Raw genomic sequence first — 21,614 nt, 5'->3', positions numbered from 1 at the left:
TCCGAACTTATTCATCCTCGTTATAAATAGCAATATGGGCATCACCCTCGCCTTTAATATAGCCACGATACATACCTTCGGTATTAAACGGCATAGCAATATTGCCCTTTGCATCAATAATAATAACGCCACCGGTACCACCTGCTTGTTCCAGCACGCCGTGAATGACTTCATCACCCGCGTCACTTACCGAAAGCCCTTTATACTTAACCCGCGAGCAGATATCAGCCGCCACGTGAAAGCGAATAAAGTATTCACCGTGTCCGGTTGCAGACACCGCACAGCTGTCGTTATCCGCCCAGGTACCGGCACCAATAATAGGTGAATCCCCTATTCTACCATAACGTTTCGCTGTCATGCCGCCTGTTGACGTACCGGCGCTTAATAGTCCGTTTTTATCAACCGCAACTGCGCCAACCGTGCCGTATTTATAATCTAAATCGAGATATTCCCAGGCTTGCTGCTCTGGCTGTTCACTTTTATTGATGGTTTCTTTGGCCTTTTGCAATTGTTGATAACGGTGCTCGGTATTGAAATAACTATTCTTGACCTGCTCCAGCCCTTGCTGACGGGAGAACTGTTCTGCGCCTTCACCACTGAGCATGACGTGTACCGACTCTTCCATTACTTCACGAGCCAGTTCTATTGGGCTTTTTACTGTCTTCACACCGGCAACGGCTCCGGCATTGCCATTCAGGCCTTCCATTAATGACGCATCCAGCTCATGCTCTCCATCCCAGGTATAAACCGCCCCTTTACCAGAGTTAAACAGCGGAGACGCCTCCATTACCTGAATTGCGGCAATAACCGCAGTGGTGCTGTCACCACCTTCTTTTAGTACCTTACGACCTGCCTCTAAAGCTTCAGTCAGTTTATCTTTGTAGGCTTGCTCTTGTTCAGCGGTTAAATTAGCCCGGGTAATGGTGCCGGCACCGCCGTGGATCGCCATAGCGTATTCCACATCGGTATCGCTCGCTTCAGCGCTTGGCATTAACGATGCAAAGGTAGCAGCGGTAAGTAATGCAGATAAGTAAAGTTTTTTCATCTCGACCTCGATTTTATTGTTATAGGCTAGATTGTTAGTCATAACATAGTCGCAGGAAAGCACCGAACTGACAACGAGGAGATTTTTAGATGCCGACTTATCACGTTGAATACACACACTTAGGCGATAAACAGCAAATTACGCTGGAAGTGGATAGTGGTTCGTTAGACGGTGAACAAGATTGAAAAGGAGTGAGTGGCTCACTTTACCTCAGCTAAGTTAAACTGGAAATCAGCAAAATGTTTTTATGCTAATAACATAATCCCCTAGCCTGTCAGAGTAATGAGCTTCACAAAGCGGCTTCTTGCCTCTGCTCTCTTCTTCAGGAGCTTCGCCGGGAAATACACTCTCCTTACCCGGCATTGGGTTGTAGTTATCGCTGCCGTTATCCATCGTTGCTGAAACTGAAGCTGTTCCATACAATTCGCTCAGCGCTTCTACAGCACATGGAGAAAGTTCTAGCGGTGTTAACCTGGGGTTCTTCATATCGACCCAATACTTTCTGCTTAGATGCGTTTTCGTTCCATCTAAGCTAATTGAAGTGCCGTTATCAGATGGCGATAATCTAAAAGCCACTTGTGAAATTTTCTGATTGTTTTTTGTAGCTAAAAGGTCAGGATTTGAAAAAGTAAAAAAAGGGGTTTTATCGACTCGCTGATTATCCCAGTTGATTGAGACCCTGGTCCCCTTTTTTTCTAAGCGCAAACCAAATTCAGTAAACTCGGCATCATCAAAATTGCCGTTTAACTCTATATCTTCATCGGAATACGCACTATTGATTTTTGCTCGCAAGCGATTTCTAAACTCACCAGAAGTAATAGCTTTCACAGCCAGGTACTCAGAGCTTTCATTGCAAGAAAACTCAGAGGGTGAAGTGTTAGCTTGTGTTATAGCGGAATGCTTTGTTTCAGTCCGGTTGCTCAGCCAGTGTTCATACTCAGTCGACGAAGAGAATGAGCTACTCACTTTGCTGGCAACGTTTTGAAGCGCTGCAGATAAATCCTGGGTATATTGCACTCCATTTCTAATCACCTCTTCGATGGTTTGATCATGTTGGTGCTCCTCAACTTGAAGTTTCATTGCGCCAGTAGCATCTCCCTGCTTTGAGTGGCTTAAGCGGAACCCCCAAAGTGCACCGCTGGATTGATTCAAAACAGCACTGTAAACAGCTTCCCTATAACACAACGTTTCCTCAACAGGCGTCATACCGCTATCACCAGTTTTACATTGCGAACCCGGAGACGCTTTGGATTTAACCATCTCCTTTGCTTCATCATAGCTGCAACTATCACAAATAAAGGCTAAAACGTCAGAATCATATGCGTACACAAAAGGTGAAAAACTCATTATAGTGGTCGAAAATAGCCCTATTACCAGTGAATGAATTTTCATAGTTTTTCCTTTTTAAGTCCTTGTAATTACGCTCCAGGCCAATACATTTTTTTAACATAAGCTCATTACTTTAGCTACCTTTAGTTTCTGCGTATATGATATCCCACATGAGGTCTCTTCAGTTTGCTCTAAAAGCTCCTTTGATCTAGCGCTTTCCTTTCATGTCTGTAAGAATAAACAGATACACAACGACAAAAAGCCGCCCGGTATAAGACATGCAGCCAAACCTAGACAAAAAGAATGAACAAGAAACCTTCTACTGGCACGACTACGAGACATGGGGGGCTAACCCATTAGTCGACCGCCCCGCACAGTTTGCCGGCTTGCGCACAGATGCCAATTTTAACGTTATCGGTCGGCCGTTAACGCTTTACGCTCAGCCTACGCCAGACTTTCTGCCTAACCCGGAAGCCACCTTAATTACCGGTATTACGCCACAGCTTGCACTGAAACAAGGTGTCGGTGAAGCCGAGTTCAGCAAAGCCATAGCAAAAGAGTTTCAGCAGCCCAATACCACCATTATTGGTTACAACAACATTCGCTTTGACGACGAAGTCACCCGTTTATTGTTCTATCGTAATTTTTATGACCCCTACGAGTACAGCTGGCAAAATGGCAATTCACGCTGGGACTTAATAGATGTGGTGCGCGCCTGTTTTGCGCTGCGTCCGGACGGTATTAACTGGCCGGAAAATGCCGACGGACAGCCCAGTTTAAAACTCGAGCACTTAAGTGTTGCTAATAACATTGAACATGGTCAGGCGCACGATGCTATGTCGGACGTTTATGCAACCATCGGCCTGGCGAAGCTTATTAGTGAAAAGCAACCTAAACTCTGGCAGTGGGCCTACAGTATTCGCCGTAAACAAAAATTACTGAACCTGTTTAACTGGCAGGCACCCGAACCTTTAGCCCATGTTAGTGGCTTTTACGGTACAGCAAACCGCTATTTGTCGGCCATACTGCCGCTGGGCTTTCACCCTAAACAGAACAATAACGTCATAGCCTGGGACTTGCGCGTTCCCCCTATGGATTTTGCTGAGAAATCAGTCGAGGAATTAACCGCTTTAACTTACACCAGCCGCAAAGAACTCGATGAACAAGGACTTAAGAAAAGTGGATTACAAAATATTCATTTGGGTCGCTGTCCTTTCTTAGCGCCCATTAAAACCATTTCTTCTGAGGCAGCAAGTAACGCAACGTTAGATACAGCAGCTATTGAAGCAAACGCCAAATGGCTGCAGGAAAACAGCGACTTCCGCGACAAACTTATGCAGGTGTTCGAACAAACAAAAGAGTTCGCGCCCAGAACAGACGTTGATCACCAGATATACGATGGCTTCTTCTCCCCCCAGGATAAAAAACACATGGAGATTATTCGCTCATCTGAGCCTCAGCAACTGGCGGGGCTGGAACTGGACTTTCAGGACAAGCGCATGCCGCAACTGTTATTGCGCTACCGGGCAAGAAACTACCCTTCAACGCTCACGGACAAAGAACTGAACCAGTGGCGTCAATTTTGCCAGCAACGCTTAGTAGAACCACCTGAAGGTATGTTGTCTGCTGAGGAGTTTGCGCTCAGGCTTGAGGACTTAGCGAGCCAGCATCAGGAAGACACGCATAAACTGCGTTTATTAAAGTCCCTATATGACTACGCCGCTTCCCTTTAATAACACCGAGTCCTTTGACTACATTATAGTCGGTGCCGGCTCTGCCGGCTGTACTTTAGCGAACAGATTAACTGAATGTGGCAGGTACAGCGTTTTGCTATTAGAAGCGGGAACCTCTCATGGCGGTCTGTTCTCAGATATGCCCTCCGGCTTTGCGCGCTTTATGCACAGCCGAAAATTCAACTGGCTGTACCGCAGTCAAAAAGAGCCTCAACTCGATAACGAAAAAGGCTGCTATACCCCAAGAGGAAAGATGCTGGGTGGAAGTAGCGGTATCAATGCCATGATATACACCCGCGGCCTGGCAAGTGACTATACCGCCTGGGCTGAACTGGGGAATCACGGCTGGAGTTATAGAGACCTGCTTCCCTATTTTATAAAGAGTGAAAATAACAGCCGCGGGCGGTCAAAGTATCATGGTGATAACGGACCATTGTCGGTATCTGATGTAGCGCCGTACTATAGTGTATCAAGACAATTCTTAGAGGCCTGTGATCAATACGGTTTAACAGCTAACCCGGACTTTAATGGCTCTCAACTTGAGGGGCACGGTGCATACCAGTTTACGATTAAAGACGGGAAACGATGCAGTGCATACCACGCTTACCTAAAACCGGTTCTAACTCGCACAAACTTAACGGTGTTATCTGGTTGTTTAACCGAGCGCGTGCTGTTTTCAGGTAAACAGGCCACAGGCGTTTGCTACCAGCAAGGCAGAAACCGATATATAGCGAATGCAGAGAAAGAGGTCATCCTTTGTGCGGGGGCATTTAATTCTCCTCAAATTCTATTACGTTCAGGTATTGGCTCCGCCGAGCAATTAACTAAGTCCGGAATTGAGTTAGTTCATGAAAACTCTGCTGTCGGCAAAAACCTCCAGGAGCACGTTGATATCAGTATTCATTGTAAGAACAACGCCAAAGACGGACTGACTCTTACGCCCTGCGGTTTAGTGAAGCTATCAGTTCCTTTTGTGAGCTACCTATTCACAAAGAAAGGTCAGTTAGCCCATTCTCTGGCTGAAGTCGGTGCGTTTTATTGCTCGTCCGGCAAAGTGCAGGAGCCGGACATTCAAGTTCACTTGCTGCCGGTAATGTTTAACGACAGCGGCTATGACTGGACACCAACCTTAAAACAAGGTTTTACCTGTCATGTGTGTTTATTAAGGCCGGAGTCCCGCGGGGAAGTTAGGCTGAACCCGGAAAACGCTTTTGGCAAACCACTCATTACTTATGGTTTTCTAAAAGAAGAAAGCGACAAGAAAGCCTTAATTAACGGTATAAAAAAAGCTTTTGAAATACTAAAGCAACCCGCTTTATCAAAGCATCATGGTGGGTTTATATTCCCCAGCCCAGAACTTAGTGACGACCAACTTTTAAAGCAAATTAAGTCAAAATGCGGACTTATCTACCACCCGACAGGAACCTGTAAAATGGGGCCTGAAAATGACAACGACGCTGTGGTTAGCCCAGAGTTAAAAGTAAAAGGCGTTGAACGGCTTCGGGTCGTGGATGCCTCCATTATGCCCCGCGTTATAAGTGGTAATACGAACGCCCCCACCATCGCTATAGCAGAAAAAGGCGCCGACTTAATAAAAGCCGACGCCTGATAAAACCGCTCGTGAGTTTGTCAGTGACTAGCTCAGCTGTTTTTATTCCCCACTCGGAATAAACGAGCCAGTGCAGGAATAAGAATAAGCGCACCCAGCATATTCCACAGGAACATAAAGGTTAACAGTATGCCCATGTCCGCCTGGAACTTAATGGGTGAGAATATCCAGGTTGCAACACCAATGGCCAGCGTGAGGCCAGTAAAGCCTACCGCTTTGCCAGTGTTGTCCAGCGAGTGCTTATAGGTATCCTGCAGCGACATGCCCTGCTCCAGACCTTCTTTCACCTTACTGTAGATATAAATGCCGTAATCGACACCAATACCAACCCCTAAGGCAATAACCGGTAAGGTCGCAACTTTAATACCAATGCCTAATACCGCCATCAGACCCTGACTCATTACCGTAGTGAAAGCCAGAGGCAGAACAATACAGGCAACCGTACGAATACTGCGGAAAGTAATAAAGCACAGCAAAACCACAACGCCGTATACCCACAGCAGCATTTTATTCTGAGCCGCTTCTATAACCGAGTTTGTTGCAGCTTCTATCCCGGAGTTACCAGCCGCCATTAGCAGCTCTAAACCGTCCTCCTGATAGTTCTGGTTAAAGTTATTAACCGATGCAACAACGTTTTCGAGCGTTTCCGCTTTGTGATCATCCAGGTAGATAATCACCGGTGCCATTGAGCAGTCGTTATTAATAAGCCCGTCGGGAATGCGACTTAACGACGCATTAATCACGTACTGGTTCCGGTTTAAACTGAACCACTTCAGGTTACCTTCGTTAATACCGAACATACCCATTTTAGAAACGTAAACCACAGACTTAACGTCCTGAACGCCGCTGGTGTTTTCCATATGCCAGCTAAAACGTTCCATTAACTCGAGGTTGTCATAGGCAATGCACTGCTCTGGAGCCGATGCCGCCATAACAACAAAGATGTCAGTACTGGAACTGTAGTTATCAACGATAAAGGCATTATCCTGATTATAACGGCTGTCAGGACGAAGCTCTGGCGCCCCTTTGTCCAGGTCGCCGATAGCCATGTTTTGGCTGTTAACCAGACCCCAAGCAAGCATAACAAGTGCAACACCTAGTGCTGAATACGCCCACTTAGGTTGAGTAAACTTAGCAAAGAACTCAAATAATGGATGACGTTCGCCTTCAATCTTCTTCTGATAAGCCACGCCATTATCGGATGTGCCCAGATAAGACATCAGGATAGGCAGCAAACCAAGGTTGGTTAACACAACAACAGCTACACCAATACTTGCAGCAATAGCCAATTCCTTAATCACTTCAATATCAATAACCATTAAAGTGGTAAAGCCAATAGCATCACTGGCTAAAGCCGTTAGCCCCGCTATGTACAAACCGCGGAACGCTGCACGCGCAGCAGCAACTTTATCAAGCCCTGCCACCCGGTTAATGCCAATGGCATTAATAATTTGCACACCGTGGGAAACCCCAATGGCAAAAACCAGGAACGGAACCAGCATAGAATACGGATTAATGCCGCTTCCTATGAGTTTGATGATTCCTAACTGCCATATTACGGCAATTATGGAGCAACTCAGCACCATAAAGGTGCTACGCCAGCAGCGGCTGTAGAAATAAAGCATGATGAGCGTGATAGCAATTGCCAACAGGAAGAACAAGCCAACCTGCTCCGCACCTTCAATCAAGTCACCAATTAGCTTGGCAAAGCCGGTAATATGAATTTCAATGTTGTCGCTTTGGTATTTGTCACGAACCAGAGTTTCCAGCTTTTCCGAAAACTGCTGATAGTCCAGCTTTTCACCGGTATCTGGATTAACCTCATCAAGCGGCACGTAAACAATAGTGGATTCAAAGTTGTTGGCAACCAGGTTGCCAACTTCACCCGAGCGCAAAACATTCGTTCTTAACTGCTCTAGTGACTCTTCGCTGCCATCGTAGCCATCGGGAATGACCGGGCCTCCGACAAAACCTTCTTCAGTAACTTCCATCCAGCGAACATTTGGCGTCCATAAGCTTCTTAGTCCTGAACGGTTTACGCCGGGGATGAAAAATATCTCGTCGGTAATTTCCTGCAGCTTTTGCTGAAACTCCGGATCAAAAATATCTCCGTCTTTATGCTCAACAGCAACCCGAACCACGTTGCCTAAACTGGCCAGATCATCCTGATAGTCAAAGTAGTTCTGAATAAAAGGATGGTTGGTTGGAATCATTTTTGTCAGGCTGGCGTCAGGACGCACCTGCGAAGCGTGATAGCCCAAAAACAATGTCAGTAACAGAAAGACAATTAGCCAGGGAGCCCGTACCGTGAATAATAGTTTCTCCAGCAGTCCTGCCGACTTATTCGCACTCGGATTATCCATTTACTGCGCTCCTTGTTGCGTTGCTAAAGCTTCTTCTTCGGTTATTTTGGCGGGCCAGTGCAGCAAACCGCTGCGCCCGGTCATGAGCCACTCGCCGTCACTCACTTCGAGAATATCAGTCATGACTGAACCACTAGGATGAGTTCTGTTCGTTACATTCAGCTGCTCATCGACCTCCAGGATAGTCCCTGAATGTCCAACAATAAGCTGTGTTCCTGACTCAGTCGTTGTACCTGCGGATAAGTTAACTCTGGTACCTGTGTCTATGGTAGTGAAGTTCTGGCCTTTATCTTCAGAAACAAACGCGTTTCCTCGCAGCCCATAAACCCATAGCCGCCCTTCGTTATCAACATGACCACCGAACAGCGAACCACGGTAAGGTGAGTTCAATGTTTCCCAACTCTCTCCACCATCATTGCTGGCAAATGCTAAACCGGCCTCGCCCATAATATAAAGGTCATCGTCTTGACCGAAAATAGCATTTAAGTGATAGCCATTAGGGTTTTCCAGTCGATGAGAAATCACTTGCCAACTCTCACCGCCATCTTCAGTTTTCAGAAAAGTTCCATAGGCACCAATTGCTAAGGCTTCACGTGCGTTTTTAGCGTAAAGGTCTAAAAATGGTTTGCTTGGACCTTCTTCTTCGGCAACCTCAATGTTACTAATTTGAAATTGCGCCTCTTCAACTTGCCATTCGAGTTCGCCAACAACCTCTTCGTCATCGCTCGATTCAATTTGCTCGTTTAATTTAGCAATACGCTTTTCATAGTAACTCTTTTCAAGCTTCATAAGCTCGAAACCATCGAACTGCCGCTTCCAACTATTACCGCCATCTTCAGTTTTAATAATGACACCGTGATGCCCTGTTCCCCAACCGATTTGTTCATTGGCAAAGGCTACACTGGTTAACAGTACACTGGTATCAACATCGGCTTGTTGCCAGTCGTCGTCTTCTTTCCATAGAATGTTGCCATGCGCGCCAACCGCGACTAGACGCGGTCCGACAGCTGTCACCTCAATAAGTACTTCGCTTTTAATTCTGTCTGATGACAATACTGGTGCACTGATCACTTCGTAATCAGTTATTGTTGTTGTGTCGCCTTCCTGTGCAAGCACTGTGGTACTAAAAATAGCCCCCAACAACACCCCTAATGGGGTTAAAGACAAGCGCATGGAACCTCCCGGGTACTAAAAATGTCATAGGATTGTATAAGCTCAAGAATATTTGAAAACCTTTTTTCGTTAAATTCGTGCTTTTTTTCGTTAAAGTATTGCTTGAGAGGTCAGTCCTCTGGCAAAGTGATGTTGGAAAGTAGAACAACAAGGAAAATTATAATGAATAAACTGATGCTAAAAGCTGGCGTATTCGCCATGTCGGTGATTTCCGCGAGCGTTGCGGCTAAAGTATCACCTGAAGAAGCCGCACGGCTTGGTCAAGACTTAACACCAATTGGTGCTGAGAAAGCGGCAAATGCCGATGGTTCAATCCCTGCGTGGGACGGTGGTTACTCTGATCACTCCGTTGAAGTTGTTCGCGGTAACGACCCTTTCGCCAATGAAGAACCGTTATTTACTATTACTCACGACAACCTGGACGAATACAAAGACAACTTAACGCCAGGTCAAGTGGCTATGTTCGAGAAATACTCGAGCTACAAAATGCACGTTTACCCAACTCACCGTACAGCAACCTACCCGGATGAGCTGTGGCCAAAAATTAAGTCAAACGCGGAAAACGCAGAAATGGCTGCCGGTGGTAACGGTTTAGAGAACTTTGATACCGCTATCCCGTTCCCTATTCCGGAAAACGGTCTGGAAGTGGTTTGGAACCACATTACTCGTTACCGTGGTGGTGCTGTGACTCGTAACATTGCACAGTTCCCGGTACTTTCAAATGGCGACTATGTGACGGTAGAGCTGAAAGAAACTCTGGCGTTCCCTGAGTACCTTGAGACCGGTCGTCAGGAAGCCGATGACAACATTCTGTTTTATTTCATGCAGGAAGTTGAAGCGCCTTCTCGCTTAACCGGTACTGTTCTGTTGGTTCATGAAACCATTAACCAGGTAAAAGAAGGCCGCCGCGCATGGATTTACAACGCCGGTCAGCGTCGTGTCCGTCGTGCACCTAACGTCGCCTATGACGGTCCGGGTACAGCGGCAGATGGTCTGCGTACTTCAGATAACCTGGATATGTATAACGGTGCCCCAGACAAGTACAACTGGGAACTAAAAGGGAAAAAAGAAGTTTATATTCCTTACAACAACTACGAAATTATGAATCCTGAGCTGGATTATGAAGACATTATCAAAGCCGGTCATATGAATCAGGACTTAATTCGTTACGAAAAACACCGTGTTTGGATTGTTGAAGGTACCCTTAAAGATGGCGAACGCCACATCTACTCAAAACGTACTATGTACATTGACGAAGATAGCTGGACAGCGTCTATCATCGACCATTATGACGGTCGTGGCGAACTATGGCTTGTTGGTGAAGCTCTGAATACTCAGTTCTATAACCAAGACGTACCATGGATGGCTGCCGAAGCATTGTACGACTTAAACTCTGGTCGTTATATCTCGCTTGGTCTGGGTAATGAAGAAAGTACTTACATGGAATGGGATATTTCTCCAAGCCGTGATGACTTCAGTACAAACGCATTACGCCGTAAAGGCTTCCGTTAAGTTTTAAAACTTAACCAAATAAAAAGGAGGCATTTGCCTCCTTTTTTTCTTCCTGAAATAATATCACTACTTTTCCAGGCGAGCCAAAAGGCTTGATGTGTCCCAACGGTTACCACCCATTTTTTGAACATCGGCATAGAACTGGTCAATTAGTGCTGTCGCAGGCAAAGAAACGCCCTGCCGATCCGCTTCAGCCAGCGCAATTTTCAAGTCTTTGCGCATCCAGTCCACTGCGAAACCATGCTCATAATGGTTATCCCACATAGTTTTGTAGCGGTTTTCCATTTGCCACGAACCTGCGGCACCCTTGCTAATGGCGGCAATAAGCTTATCCGGATCAAGCCCAACCTTACGTGCTAGTTGAAGACCTTCCGATAACCCTTGCAGTACACCGGCAATACAAATTTGATTAACCATTTTTGCCAGCTGGCCACTACCAACAGGCCCCATTAACTGGCGAGTTTTTGCATAGCATTGGAATAACTCATCTGCGGCAGCAAACGTTTTATCACTGCCGCCGACCATTGCCGTTAAAACGCCATTTTCAGCACCAGCTTGCCCGCCGGAAACCGGTGCATCAAGAAAGCTCCCCTCTTTTTCTTTTACCGCCAGCTCTAACTCCCGAGCCAATTCTGCAGAAGCCGTTGTATGGTCAATAACCACTGCACCGGGTTTTAGTTTTGAGAGCAGACCGTCGTCACCATAAAAAACACTGCGAACATCGTCGTCATTTCCCACACAAACCATGACAAAATCGGCGTTTTTAACGGCCTCTGCTGGCGTTTTTCCGTAGTTCCCCGAGAATTCCTTTGACCATTTTTCAGCTTTAGCTGTGGTGCGGTTAAATACGCTAACGCTGTGCCCGGCATTTTGTAAATGTCCCGCCATAGGGTAGCCCATAACACCTAAGCCAATAAATGCGCACTGCTTTCCCATACTCACTCCTCCTGAAAGTTTGGCTTTTCGATAAGCCAATGCTGGTAACGTCCCAACTCGCGATAAGGGGATGTTTGGTTGTATTTCATCTCAAGTGACAGTAACTCATCAAACCGTTGTTGATCGTCTAAGTTTCGTAAGTAATCGTGAAAGCATCTAACCCCCGTTTTCTGCCTGACTTTTAGTTTGTTGTCTTGCAGGTAGTCATCCACTTTTTCTGGCACAACGGGGTTTTGGGGGCTTAAACGAACGGTCTTCTTAACTTTTAATCCCCGTTCTATGTAATCAAAATTTCCATAAACGGCATTAGCAAATAGTTGAGCGTGATGATTATAAAACATGAGCGAAAGCCTGCCACCGGGCTTCAATAATGACGCCAGTTGCTCAATAGCAACCTCAGTGTCCGGCAGCCATTCCAGCACCGCGTGACAAAGGACAATATCGTATTGAACGACAGGTTGCTGATTAACCAAATCGTTTAAACTGGCCGTAATATACTGACACTGACCTCCCAACCCTGCGGCTTTATGTCTTCGGGAAGCGTCTTCAACCATGTCCGTTGACAGGTCAGAGTGCACAACGGTAAAGCCTTTTTCCTGGAACCATTGGTTTACCTGACCTAAACCGGCACCAACATCCAGCACAGAGCATGGCTCACTCGCCAGTAGAGAGGCTAAATCGCGTTTAAGCACCTCAACTCTTAACTGGCCTTTTGTGGTGTCGTAGATTGATTTAGAGAATTTTTGGCTGATACCGCTAAAGTCCCCTCTTTCTTGCTTCTTTCTGTTCATTTAGCGCTTCTCTTAAGCCGGACTATCGATATCAATGAACTTAACCCCAAGTTTGAAGTGTTCAGCTAAATGCTCCCCCAGCGCTTTAACACCGTAACGCTCAGTAGCGTGGTGCCCGGCCGCAAAGAAGGCAACATTCTGTTCACGGGCACTATGAATGGTCGGTTCTGAAACCTCACCTGTAATAAAGGCATCAACACCCAGCTGGGCAGCTCTATCAATAAATCCTTGCCCACCGCCGGTACACCAGGCGACTTTTTCAATTTTATGCCCCCCAGTGACACGGCAAACCAGCTGCCGTTTTAACTTCTCCTCCAAATGGGCTGCCAACTCATCATCGAGCATAGGTTGTTCTAAACGGCCTGTGACCAGAGGGCATGCGGGATCAGAAGAGTCGACCGCACCATCGAAATGCCAACCCATTAATTTTGCCAGTTGGGCGTTATTGCCAAGCTCAGGGTGAACATCCAGAGGCAAGTGATAAGCAAACAGGTTGATGTCATTGTTCAACAACTGTTGTAACCGGCGTTTCTTCATACCTGTGACCTCGGCAGGCTCACCCTTCCAAAAGTAGCCATGATGAACAAGTATTGCGTCGGCGCCTTCAGAAACGGCTCTATCAACCAAGGCCTGGCATGCCGTAACCCCGGTAATAACTTTGCTTATTTCAGCCTTGCCTTCGACCTGTAAACCATTCGGGCAGTAGTCCTTAATTTGGTTACTGTTTAATAGAGTATTAAGGTAGTTTTGTAACTCGTTTCTTGTAATCGACATAATTAAAAACCAAATTCACTGTGCAAATAGGCTTAAGTTTACCCGAAATTAGACAATAATCCGAAAAAACGGTATAAACGAAGGGTGAAGTATTTTTATACAAACCTTTTAAAACAAACCTTGAATAAAGGAACAATTGAATGAGCAAACTGGATAAAGAAAAGGTACTCGCTGAATATACCGAAGCTTATCAAAAGGCTCACGGTAAAAAGCCTAAAATTGAAAGCAGCAACGGCTGGTACAGCGTTGATGGTGGCAAAAATGTGCGCCTGGCACAATTAGCAGATGAAGCTAAAGCTCTGGGTAAAGAGAAAAAGTCAGCGCCTAAAAAATCTGAAGCTAAAAAGTCTGAACCCAAAAAGACGGAAGCCAAGAAACCGGCTGCGAAAAAAGCTGAGCCTAAGAAAAAAGCTGAGCCTAAGAAAAAAGCTGAGCCTAAGAAAAAAGCTGAGAAAAAGCCTGCCGCTAAAAAATCGACAGCGAAGCAGTCACCGGCTAAAAAATCCAGTTCTGGCGGCTTAACCGCAAAAGAGTTATGGAAGCAAAAGTTGGAAAATAAAGGAAGTGATTGCCGCTTGCCTCGTGGTACAGCGTAAATCCTAACCCGTAAAGCAAAAAGCGACCCTAAGGTCGCTTTTTTGTTTATCTTTTTTGCTTACAAAACATCGGGGTTCTTACCCGCTACGCGGTCAATAGGTACCTTGATTTTACGATAACGATGCACTAAAAAGTCACTGCGTTTAAAGATTACCTGCTCAGAGCCAAACTCGGCCTGAGAAACAAGAAACCGTTCGTTATCCAATGTTTTTACGACTATCCCTAACTTCCCCTGATGCGGACCACGCTTAATAAAAACCGTCTGCCCTTGTATGCGGGGGTTGTTGTAAGAAAATGTCGGATAATTTATTGCCACTGCAGCTTCCCTAAACCTTTTAAGGCTTGACCAATACTCTGGATTATACTCCTATTATCGGTCGCTGACAGAGATTCTTGATATTTATTTCTTACCAATATAGAGCGTGATCTCTCCTACCGGGAAGCCCCACTTGGACATATCCGTTCGATTGATCATATTGTCTTCATCAATCAGATAAAGCCAGTCATCCAGTGTCAAAACCATGGGTTCACCATCAACCTCTACTTCTAGCTGATAGCCCCAGTTTAATACATTACCCGCAGTCGTCCCTCTGGCTACGCCTTTTACATCATCTGCGCGCCCTTCGTAACTGTTAGGCCCTGTTTTTGTTATACGCCAGACGCGGCGCTCTTCACGACCATCGGCATAGGTAAAATGTTCATCAAGAACACCTTCATTACCCTGCCAGGTGCCGGTCATAGTCACTTCAAAACGCTGAATAACTTCGCCGCTATAGTCCTGAACCATGCCATAAGCTACAAGCTCACCATTAAAAAACTCTTCCAGTTTTAATTCTGGCTTTTCACTCTTGTAAGCATCAATTCCGGTAGAGCAAGCGGACACTAAAAAAAGCAGAACGGTTACCGCTATCACTTTAAATAACTGCATACTATTTCTCTCCAATCAATTCGTTTCTTTCCGAACGAAAACGGCTGTTTTCAGATAACCAAATGGCTAAAAACTGTTCTGTGAACTCTTTGTCTTTAATGGTTCCCAGGAGTTTTTCGCCTTGATAAAACTCGGCCGATCCCTCTTCATCTTCAACCAGTAAGAGGCAGTCTCCTTCTTCTATATTCGGCCAAATTGAATCTAATTGCGCTAACCAGTCTTTGTGCTTTTCACGGTCAAGCTCCAGCTTCTGCCATTCTTCTTCTGTCGTCTCTATTAAATCTTTCGCTTTAATATCGCGCAGGTACTCTAATAACAGCGCTTGACGCTCATTCTTTTCATAATTCCCTGACGGGCTGAACAAGGTCGCATCGTAAACATCCCAGAAATAAACACTTAACCGGGTTTCTCCAACCTTACTGAAGTTACCAGGCACCGACTGCGAGCATTCGGCGGCGAAAAGGTTGACGCTGAAAAGCGCCAATAAACCAAATAATGTAAACCTCATAACTTCACTCTCCCGACTCTTTTTTGGGTGACATGGAGAAAACAAAGTAGGCCATCATTAATCCCCATATGACCGCATAACAGGCAATGACCAGCGGCATTGAATCAATTGTGGCGGCGTTCAGTTTAACACCTGCTACATAAGTGACAGGCCCGGATACAGCACCAACCAGGACAGCAAAAATAGGCTTAGGAACCAGCCAGTCCAGAGCAACCGGCGCCATGGAAGAAAAGCCAAGCCACAGCATAGCTAACCATAAAGGGAAGTAACCGCCGGCAAAGTCAATCACCCCCAGGCTTATGCTTATGGCCTCCAGTAACAGTCCAACTGCGAATAAGCGCAGAATTAAAGTCCAGCTGACTTTGACAACCCCAACGCTATAAACAAACTGCAATGCCAACAGAACACCGCTAAGAATGATATAACTGTCACGACCCGCCACAGCGCTAAACCACAACGCGTTAAATAGAATGAAGCTGACTATTTTGTGCTGAATAGAAGTCATTAGTAAGCCTGCGCTTTGCTGGCCGTAACCTGAACAACAGAAACTCGCTGTTCAAGAAAGCCACCTTCACAATAGCTAAAATAATAATTCCATAACCGCGAGAACCGCTCATCGTAGCCAAGTTCTTCCAGTTCCTTCTGGTGGCTGTTAAAACGTTCTTCCCATTGCCTTAGTGTTTTTGCGTAACTTAGACCAAAGTCATGTACATCACGAACAACTAAGTCGGTATAACGCGTAAATAGCTGAGTCATCTGGCTTAACGAAGGCAAAAAGCCTCCTGGAAAGATGTGTTTCTGGATAAAATCGACGGAGCGCGCGTACGATGCCGCACGCTGATCTGCAATAGTTATAGCCTGCAATGACATTTTCCCGTCTTCTTTTAAAAGCTTATTGCAGGTACGGAAGAAGGTTGGCAAATACTCTTTGCCAACGGCTTCTATCATTTCAACGGAAACCAACTTGTCATACTGCCCTTTCAGGTCCCGGTAATCTCGTTTGAGCAATTCAATTTTATCGGAGAGACCGGCGGCCTCAACTTGCTCTTTAGCGTACTGAAACTGCTCTTCTGATATCGTAGTTGTAGTAACCCGGCAGCCATAATGTTTCGCAGCGTAAACTGCCAGGCCACCCCAGCCGGTACCTATTTCCAATAAATGATCGTCAGGTTTTAATGCCAAAGAGTCGCATAAGCGCTTCATTTTATTACATTGCGCCTGCTCTAAAGAATCAGCCGCATCCAGGAACAATGCACTTGAATACTGCATCGCTTCGTCTAGAAAGCGAGTATAGAGCTCGTTACCCAGGTCATAGTGAGCTGAAATATTCTTTTTAGCCGGGCCTTTATGATTCCGGTTACTCCAATGCTGGTATTTATTAAACGGAAAAGTTAACCAAGCCAGACGAGTTTCCAGTTTATCCAGCGCCGGCAAATTGCGTGCAAATACCCGGATCACAGCGGTTAAATCGGGAGTATCCCAGTGCTTATCGATATAAAGTTCGGCTGCACCAATACTTCCCCCGGTTACCAGGCGACGATAAAAAGAAGAGTCCTTAACATCAATTTCAGCGCTAAGCTCTTTATCGGCGTGACCAAAGGTATCAATGAACGTGCCTTTTTCTTTTATCGTTAGCTGGCCATATTCCAAATGCGCTAATAATTTAAATGCGATAGTTCGGAATAATTTATCCCACACGCCGTATTGGATAGGCGCCACCATAGTCGTTTCACCACTGGACATACAAACTTGCCTTCTGATTATTTAACTACCAGGGTTTCCGTAAAATGGAACCCGCTTGATAAAAAGCTTTAACGCCTGCCAATAAATGCCACCAATAATTTTTATGGCCATGAAAGGTGTTGTTCTTAATACGCGGTAAATCGCACTACGGTTTAGCGGTTGCCGATTTAATTTCATTCCGGCAACAAAATCTTTGTTTTCCTGGTGAGCACTTAAAATGATTTTTAAGCTCTCATTAGGCGGGGTAATCTCCCAATGGTAAGTCATATCCATTGGGTTAAAAGGTGAGACATGAAACTGTTTCGTTGTTTTAGGCGAGTCTTCCGATAAATCAACTAAATAATAATGGCGTTGCAGCCATGGAGTATTACTAACTTCAGCCAGCATATAAGTAAATTCACCGGTTTCCTGCTGAAGAAAGTAAAAGTTTACCGGGCTAAAAAAAATGCCAAAAGTTCGTATATTACCCACAAAAAAAACATCACCGGTTAACGTTTTTCCAGCGAGGGAGGACATTTTCTTCAACGCCGCCTGATGCAGGCTGCCCTCTTCATCTTTCAGGTAATCTTTTCGACGAAACCACAAAGGGGCAAAACCTTTACATGACATCCAGCGGCTTAAACGATGGACGTCGTCGAGCTCAGATAAATCGATACACCACTGCTGGAACTTATAGTTAAATGCGTGGTGCTTAGGCCGATGCCTTACGTGAAAAACATCGCCCCAGTAAATTACGCTGTTCATGAGTTTTCAATTGCCGCGGCATTTAGCCTGTTAACAACATCGATAGCACTTCTGACACCATCCTCATGGAATCCGTTATACCAATAAGCGCCGGCAAAATGGGTGTTATTTTTTCCACAAATAAGATCACGCTTAGCTCTTGCTTTTAAAGATGCCACCGAATATTGAGGGTGATCATAGGTGAATTCCTCAATTATTTTTTCTGGGTCAATAGCCGCAGTATTGTTTAATGTGACACAAATCGTCTTATCACACTGCAACCCCTGCAAAATATTCATATTGTAAGTAACAGAGCTCGGTTGCGTTGCTGCTGCCTCTTCTTCACGCAGAAGGTAGTTCCAGCTCGCCCAGGCACGCCGGTTCTTCGGTAGTAATTTTTCATCGGTATGAAGAACGACATCATTTGGACAGTACTCAATAGCACCCAGAACGTCTTTCTCTGCTTCTGTTGCATCATGCAGCAAAGACAAAGCCTGATCACTGTGACAGGCAAATATCACTTCATCAAAAAACTCTTCTTCCCCACTACTGAATACTAAAACAACCTGTTCTTTCTGACGCTTTACTGTCACGATCTCACTGTTTAAGTGAATGCTTTCCTTAAAGGGTTCTGTCAGCCTTGGTATATAGGCATGAGAGCCGCCCACCAGGGTATGCCATTGAGGCCGGTCACTGACATTGAGCAAACCGTGATTATTAAAAAAGCGCAGGAAGAACCCGAGGGGAAAATCCTTAGCATCTGCAAGGCTTGCCGACCAAATGGCTGAAACCATCGGCAGCAAATAGTATTCAGAAACAGGCGCCGGAATATCATGTTCAGTCAGAAACTCCGATAAGGTAACATTATCAAGCTCATTGACGTCGCCTTCTAATGCCTTTTTAGCAGCCTCGTTGAACTTAAGAATGCCCTTTAGAAGTCGATAAAATGACAAGCTGAACAAGTTTTTTCGCTGCGCGAACAAGGTATTCAAATTATGGCCGTTAAACTCCAACCCTGATTTCGGGTCGCGCACACTAAAGCTCATTTCAGTATCCCGCCACACGACCTTTAGTTCGCTTAGTAAGCGTTTGAACCTTGGATAAGTTTTATCATTAAAAACGATAAATCCGGTATCAACAGCAAACATATTACCGTTAATTTTTATATCACGAGTACAGGTATGGCCACCAATGTAATCATTCTTCTCATAAACGCTCACCTGATGCTCTTTACTCAAATAATAAGCGCTTGTTAAACCCGCAATACCACTTCCTATAACGGCTATCTTCATTACTGCTGCTTCCTTGCCATTTGTTCTGATAATTTAACTTGAATGCTTTCGGGTAAAATTGACATGAATTTCAAAAGGCTGCTGAAGAGCCACGGGAATGCGATATCCCGCTTACCCTTTTTAATTCCTTTAATGATTGCCTGAGACGCAAACTCAACATCAACGCGCATCGGCATTTCAAAATCATTGGCATCTGTCATTGGTGTTTTAACAAAGCCTGGGGACACTGTCTGAACCTTAATCCCTTTCGGCTTTAAATCCACTTCCAGGCTTCTGGCAATATAATGCATCGCTGCTTTAGAGCCACCGTATGCCTGAGCTTTGGTGAAAGGCAGAAGACGCGCCAGGCTGTCGACAATAACCAGACGTGCTGAATCGTTAAACTGTGGCAACAAGGCTTCTACACAATTCATGGTGCCAAAAACATTAACTTTAAATACGCGCTCAAACATGTCCGCATCAAACTCTGCAACATTCAAGTACTCGCAGACACCCGCGCATAATATGGCGACATCAATGTTTTCGACTTCTTTAAGAGAAGCCTTGGCAGACTCTTTATTGGTAATATCGAAAGCGGCACATGATATTTGTTCAGGGTATTGCTTTTGCAGCTCACTAAGAGCCTCGTTATTGCGGCCGCAAACGACAACCATGTTCCCGTCGGCTGCATAGTCCAGCGCAAGCTGCCGGCCAATACCTGAGGAAGCACCCGTAATTAAGACTTTCATTCGTCTGTCAGCCTCTGTTTAATTTTATCAATAACATAACCGACCAGAGGCACGTGCTCGTATAGCATGGCGCCGAGGTCATAATAATCTCGTTGCTCTCTAATTTTGCCATCTTCAAAAGTCAGGTAAGAAACCCCCGGCAGAATAATTTCCATACCGTTAGCTAATTTAGGGTGCGCATAACGCATTTGCCAGGCCAGAAAAGCTTGCCCCTCACCAACACACTCATCATCAAATGCGAAGTGGCAATATTCCACATTCTCCATTGTGTGCTTTAAATACTTACGAAAATCCTCTAGCCCAACCACATGCTGAATAGGATCAGTAAAGGAAATTTCCTCGTGATAGAGATCATCTAAGTCGTCGAGGTTTTCGGTTTTTAGCTCGTCGTAAAAGTCTTTTAACTTTTCAACTAATTCACTGTTATCCATTTTTCACCTGCTTAAACGTTGTTAAGAATCGCTCTCGAGCAAACTTATGCTCAACTACGGGTTCGCAATAGTTATTACTGCTTTGTTGCTGAAGCCAACTATGAGGCCAGTGAATATACTTTGTTGGTACTTCCTTAAGCTCGTGTACCCATTTACGAATGTATTCCCCTTCAGGATCAAACTTCTCACTTTGTTTAACAGGATTGAAAACTCTAAAATACGGAACTGCATCGGTACCAACCGAAGCGCTCCATTGCCAGCCGCCATTGTTTGCCGGAAAACTTCCGTCAATCAAATGCTGCATAAAGAAAGCTTCGCCTTTTCGCCAGTCCACTAGTAGATCTTTTACCAGAAAATTAGCTGTAATCATCCTTAAGCGGTTGTGCATCCATCCAGTTGATGTCAATTGACGCATTCCGGCGTCAACAATTGGGTATCCTGTACGACCCTCACACCAACGTTGAAAGGCGTCACTGTCGTCTAACCATTGAATACTATCGGTTTCAGCCTGAAAACTTTCACCCTTAGATAAGCGTGGCACAAAATACATAAGATGCTGATAAAATTCGCGCCAGGCTAACTCAGTAAGCCAGGTATCTGCTCCTGACGGCAGCCCAAAAGGAAACTCCGGGGAAAACTGATGCAGCGCACGCGCCGCGGTTTGCGGGCCGACAACACCCAAGGCTAAATAAGCAGAAAGTTTTGAGGTGCCACTTTCCGCCGGTATGTCTCTGGCGCTTTTATACTGCGATACACTATGGCCAACAAACTGCCCTAACTTACCCAAAGCTTCTTGCTCTCCTGCACTCCAGTCAGACGAATCCTTACTTTTAAAAGGAAGCTCCGGAAGCCCTTTGGCCTTTACCATGGTGTAGGGGGTAATTTTTAAGGGGTCATTTTGCCCTAGCTCGCTGATAACTTGTCGCCAACGTCGGTTAAAAGGAGTGAACTTCTTATAATAATCACCCTGCTGCGTCCTGACTTGTCCGGGGGCAACCAGTAAGTTTCCATGGTAAGTTATAAGTTCGATATCATCGTTGCTGAGTACGGCTTCTACCGCTGCGTCCCGACGTTTTTCATCCAGCGCATACTCTGCGTTAATATGAACCCGCTTAACTTCATGTTCACGGCAAAACTGCCTAAGCGCCCCCGGAACCTGGCTGAATTTTGGAACCAACCTGACTTCAAGCTCAATTCCGTTATCTGCTAAGTCTTGTTGTAGACTCTTCAGGTTACGCCAAAGAAAATCGACTTTTATTGGCGCCCAGTTATGGTTATCCCAAGTTTCATAACAGGCAAAAAATACAGCAACCGGCGCGTCATCACTTTTACAGGCATGAAATAACGCCGGGTTATCTAACATTCTCAAGTCACTACGGAACCAAATTGCTTCACGCAT

The 21,614-nt window shown here is 45.4% G+C and carries 21 protein-coding genes; 4 read left to right on the top strand and 17 right to left on the bottom strand.

Annotated features, from left to right (window positions below; translation table 11 throughout):
- Nucleotides 1–7: 7 nt before the first annotated feature.
- Both BM359_RS02415 and BM359_RS02410 read right to left on the bottom strand, forming a co-directional pair.
- The gene (locus BM359_RS02415) at nucleotides 8–1,045 is read right to left on the bottom strand and encodes an isoaspartyl peptidase/L-asparaginase family protein (protein ID WP_054488514.1); all 1,038 of its coding nucleotides are present in this window, start codon (nucleotides 1,043–1,045) and stop codon (nucleotides 8–10) included.
- A 231-nt stretch (nucleotides 1,046–1,276) separates the two neighbouring features.
- On the bottom strand, nucleotides 1,277–2,437 hold the full coding sequence (locus tag BM359_RS02410) for a hypothetical protein (protein WP_054487606.1): 1,161 nt from the start codon (nucleotides 2,435–2,437) through the stop codon (nucleotides 1,277–1,279).
- Between the two features lie 215 nt (nucleotides 2,438–2,652).
- Between BM359_RS02410 and sbcB the strand changes: the two genes are divergently transcribed.
- Nucleotides 2,653–4,107, top strand: coding sequence for an exodeoxyribonuclease I (gene sbcB / locus BM359_RS02405; protein ID WP_054487605.1), 1,455 nt, complete (start codon nucleotides 2,653–2,655; stop codon nucleotides 4,105–4,107).
- Nucleotides 4,085–5,716, top strand: a complete 1,632-nt coding sequence (locus tag BM359_RS02400) for a GMC family oxidoreductase (RefSeq protein WP_074930754.1) — start codon at nucleotides 4,085–4,087, stop codon at nucleotides 5,714–5,716. Before sbcB ends, BM359_RS02400 begins: the two co-directional genes overlap by 23 nt.
- Before the next feature lie 32 nt (nucleotides 5,717–5,748).
- Here the strand turns inward: BM359_RS02400 and BM359_RS02395 are convergent, their stop codons facing one another.
- Together BM359_RS02395 and BM359_RS02390 are read right to left on the bottom strand one after the other, a co-directional pair.
- Complete coding sequence (locus tag BM359_RS02395; protein WP_054487602.1) at nucleotides 5,749–8,079, bottom strand: efflux RND transporter permease subunit; 2,331 nt, start codon at nucleotides 8,077–8,079, stop codon at nucleotides 5,749–5,751.
- A complete protein-coding gene (locus BM359_RS02390; RefSeq protein WP_054487601.1) occupies nucleotides 8,080–9,252 on the bottom strand; it encodes a WD40/YVTN/BNR-like repeat-containing protein in 1,173 nt (390 codons plus the stop codon).
- 162 nt (nucleotides 9,253–9,414) lie between these two features.
- On the opposite strand from BM359_RS02390, the gene BM359_RS02385 reads away from it, so the two are divergent.
- Complete coding sequence (locus BM359_RS02385) at nucleotides 9,415–10,764, top strand: DUF1329 domain-containing protein (RefSeq protein WP_054487599.1); 1,350 nt, start codon at nucleotides 9,415–9,417, stop codon at nucleotides 10,762–10,764.
- A 66-nt stretch (nucleotides 10,765–10,830) separates the two neighbouring features.
- Here the strand turns inward: BM359_RS02385 and BM359_RS02380 are convergent, their stop codons facing one another.
- The 3 genes from BM359_RS02380 to BM359_RS02370 are packed head-to-tail and all read right to left on the bottom strand — an operon-like array spanning nucleotide 10,831 to nucleotide 13,265.
- Entirely contained in the window at nucleotides 10,831–11,700 is an 870-nt protein-coding gene (locus BM359_RS02380; protein WP_054487597.1) for an NAD(P)-dependent oxidoreductase, read from the bottom strand.
- Nucleotides 11,701–11,702: 2 nt separating this feature from the next.
- Nucleotides 11,703–12,491 carry a methyltransferase domain-containing protein gene (locus BM359_RS02375; RefSeq protein ID WP_054487595.1) on the bottom strand — a complete coding sequence of 263 codons (789 nt, stop codon included), beginning with the start codon at nucleotides 12,489–12,491 and terminating at the stop codon, nucleotides 11,703–11,705.
- A 12-nt stretch (nucleotides 12,492–12,503) separates the two neighbouring features.
- Nucleotides 12,504–13,265, bottom strand: coding sequence for a Nif3-like dinuclear metal center hexameric protein (locus tag BM359_RS02370; RefSeq protein WP_327077519.1), 762 nt, complete (start codon nucleotides 13,263–13,265; stop codon nucleotides 12,504–12,506).
- Nucleotides 13,266–13,405: 140 nt separating this feature from the next.
- Here BM359_RS02370 and BM359_RS02365 point away from each other — a divergent pair, with 140 nt between their 5' ends.
- Nucleotides 13,406–13,861 (top strand): hypothetical protein, encoded by a 456-nt coding sequence (locus tag BM359_RS02365; RefSeq protein ID WP_054487592.1) that lies wholly within the window; start codon nucleotides 13,406–13,408, stop codon nucleotides 13,859–13,861.
- Nucleotides 13,862–13,920: 59 nt separating this feature from the next.
- On the opposite strand, the gene BM359_RS02360 is transcribed toward BM359_RS02365, so the two are convergent.
- The 10 genes from BM359_RS02360 to phrB form a co-directional block, all read right to left on the bottom strand.
- On the bottom strand, nucleotides 13,921–14,178 hold the full coding sequence (locus BM359_RS02360) for a DUF3912 family protein (RefSeq protein ID WP_054487590.1): 258 nt from the start codon (nucleotides 14,176–14,178) through the stop codon (nucleotides 13,921–13,923).
- An 84-nt stretch (nucleotides 14,179–14,262) separates the two neighbouring features.
- Nucleotides 14,263–14,790 (bottom strand): DUF3833 domain-containing protein, encoded by a 528-nt coding sequence (locus BM359_RS02355; protein ID WP_054487588.1) that lies wholly within the window; start codon nucleotides 14,788–14,790, stop codon nucleotides 14,263–14,265.
- Nucleotide 14,791: 1 nt separating this feature from the next.
- The gene (locus BM359_RS02350) at nucleotides 14,792–15,298 is read right to left on the bottom strand and encodes a chalcone isomerase family protein (protein WP_054487586.1); all 507 of its coding nucleotides are present in this window, start codon (nucleotides 15,296–15,298) and stop codon (nucleotides 14,792–14,794) included.
- A gap of 4 nt (nucleotides 15,299–15,302) precedes the next feature.
- Entirely contained in the window at nucleotides 15,303–15,803 is a 501-nt protein-coding gene (locus BM359_RS02345; RefSeq protein WP_054487584.1) for a DUF2878 domain-containing protein, read from the bottom strand.
- Nucleotides 15,803–17,041, bottom strand: a complete 1,239-nt coding sequence (locus tag BM359_RS02340) for an SAM-dependent methyltransferase (RefSeq protein ID WP_054487582.1) — start codon at nucleotides 17,039–17,041, stop codon at nucleotides 15,803–15,805. The genes BM359_RS02345 and BM359_RS02340 overlap by 1 nt, the downstream gene beginning before the upstream one ends.
- A 21-nt stretch (nucleotides 17,042–17,062) precedes the next feature.
- Complete coding sequence (locus BM359_RS02335) at nucleotides 17,063–17,785, bottom strand: DUF1365 domain-containing protein (protein ID WP_054487580.1); 723 nt, start codon at nucleotides 17,783–17,785, stop codon at nucleotides 17,063–17,065.
- On the bottom strand, nucleotides 17,782–19,056 hold the full coding sequence (locus BM359_RS02330) for an NAD(P)/FAD-dependent oxidoreductase (RefSeq protein WP_054487578.1): 1,275 nt from the start codon (nucleotides 19,054–19,056) through the stop codon (nucleotides 17,782–17,784). Before BM359_RS02330 ends, BM359_RS02335 begins: the two co-directional genes overlap by 4 nt.
- The gene (locus tag BM359_RS02325; protein WP_054487577.1) at nucleotides 19,056–19,784 is read right to left on the bottom strand and encodes an SDR family NAD(P)-dependent oxidoreductase; all 729 of its coding nucleotides are present in this window, start codon (nucleotides 19,782–19,784) and stop codon (nucleotides 19,056–19,058) included. Before BM359_RS02325 ends, BM359_RS02330 begins: the two co-directional genes overlap by 1 nt.
- Nucleotides 19,781–20,215: a nuclear transport factor 2 family protein gene (locus BM359_RS02320; protein WP_054487575.1), complete on the bottom strand. Its 435-nt coding sequence runs from the start codon at nucleotides 20,213–20,215 to the stop codon at nucleotides 19,781–19,783. The genes BM359_RS02325 and BM359_RS02320 overlap by 4 nt, the downstream gene beginning before the upstream one ends.
- A complete protein-coding gene (gene phrB / locus BM359_RS02315; RefSeq protein ID WP_054487573.1) occupies nucleotides 20,208–21,614 on the bottom strand; it encodes a deoxyribodipyrimidine photo-lyase in 1,407 nt (468 codons plus the stop codon). The genes BM359_RS02320 and phrB overlap by 8 nt, the downstream gene beginning before the upstream one ends.

It is taken from the genome of Idiomarina abyssalis, from assembly GCF_900116625.1.
Taxonomy (GTDB): Bacteria; Pseudomonadota; Gammaproteobacteria; order Enterobacterales; family Alteromonadaceae; genus Idiomarina; species Idiomarina abyssalis.
Note: the sequence above shows the minus strand (reverse complement) of the source record. Positions and strands in the feature narration are given on the sequence as shown.